Below are 1,347 nucleotides of genomic sequence, written 5' to 3'. Positions count from 1 at the left end.
TGGAGAACGCCAAGACGGTCTTGTTCGTGAAGCGGTCGATGGCGTCGGGCTATGCCGGGGTCGAGAACGAGCTGTTCTTCCGCGACAACACCCTCATGCTCTTCGGCGACGCCAAGAAGATGTGCGAGGACATAGCCAAGAGCCTGGCGTAGCAGGGCCGACTTTCTTTTTTGTCATCCTCGGGCTTGACCCGAGGATCCAGGGGCAGCCAGAGCAGCTCTTGGTGGCCCCTGGATTGCCGGGTCAAGCCCGGCAATGACAGTTTGGGGTATGGCCCGAACAGGTCCCAGCCCTTGCCCAGCGCCGTCTCCGGGCCAGACTCCTTCCGGGGTGACGAGGAGACAGGCCATGACCGAAGCCGATCTGGGCGTCGAGGCCCATTATTTCGAGGATGGCGGCGCCGTGCCGAACAATCCGGCCCTGCCGCTGCTGGTCTATCGCCAGGTCAGCGGGCTCGGCCTCGGCGACGTCGCCACGGCGATCGAGGCGCGCTTCGGCCAGTACGGCTGGGGCCATGGCTGGCGCAATGGCATCTACCCGTTCCACCACTTCCACAGCAACGCGCATGAGGTGCTGGGCCTGGCCAGCGGCCGCGCCAAGGTGCGGTTCGGCGGCGCCTCGGGCGTGTCGCTGGAACTGCTGGCCGGCGACGTGGTGGTGATCCCGGCCGGGGTCGGCCACAAGCGCGAGGAGGCGAGCGGCGATCTCGTCGTCATCGGCGCCTATCCGCCGGGCGCCGACCCGGACCTGGTCGAGGAAGGCGACGGCGACGGACGGGCGCTGCGCGACAGCATCGGCGCCGTGCCGGTGCCGGACACCGACCCGGTGCTGGGCGTCCAGGGGCCGCTGGTCCGGATCTGGCGCGAAGCGAAGGGCGGATAGGCGGGATTGCGTCCCCGGCCCGAGGCCGGATCGCCATGACGGCGCGGCGGTGAACCGCCCTTGCCATCCCCAAACCGTCATTGCGAGGAGCGCAGCGACGAAGCAATCCAGGGGCCACGCCAAACGGCCCTGGATTGCTTCGCTGCGCTCGCAATGACGGTTCGGTTGGAGCCGTCCGCGCAAAACCTCAACCGTCATCGCGAGCCCGGAGGGCGTGGCGATCCAGCCCGGCGCCTGCCGCGCCGGTTAAGGTCACACAATGTTCATTGCGCCGCTCCGCGATTATGTTCATGATACGTTCCATGAAGACGGCACCCCAGGATCTCGACGTCCAGGCCTACTGCCGCAGCCTCGCGCTGCAGCAGATCGAGATGCTGTCCCGCCTGGCCGAGATCGCCATGCAGCTCGCCGAGGCCGAGGGCGCCCGCGCCGTCGCCGCCCAGGCCCGCGCCGTGGCGCCCAGGG

2 protein-coding genes are annotated in these 1,347 nt (G+C 68.5%); both read left to right on the top strand.

Annotated elements, in window-relative coordinates:
* Positions 1-152 (top strand): NAD(P)(+) transhydrogenase (Re/Si-specific) subunit beta (locus tag BWR60_RS36030; RefSeq protein WP_144445887.1); only part of this gene is annotated, 152 nt, incomplete at its 5' end.
* A gap of 196 nt (positions 153-348) precedes the next feature.
* A complete protein-coding gene (locus tag BWR60_RS36025) occupies positions 349-882 on the top strand; it encodes a cupin domain-containing protein (RefSeq protein WP_088158160.1) in 534 nt (177 codons plus the stop codon).
* Positions 883-1,347: the final 465 nt, after the last annotated feature.

This window comes from Inquilinus limosus (assembly GCF_002195995.1).
GTDB lineage: Bacteria > Pseudomonadota > Alphaproteobacteria > DSM-16000 > Inquilinaceae > Inquilinus > Inquilinus limosus_C.
Note: the sequence above shows the minus strand (reverse complement) of the source record. Positions and strands in the feature narration are given on the sequence as shown.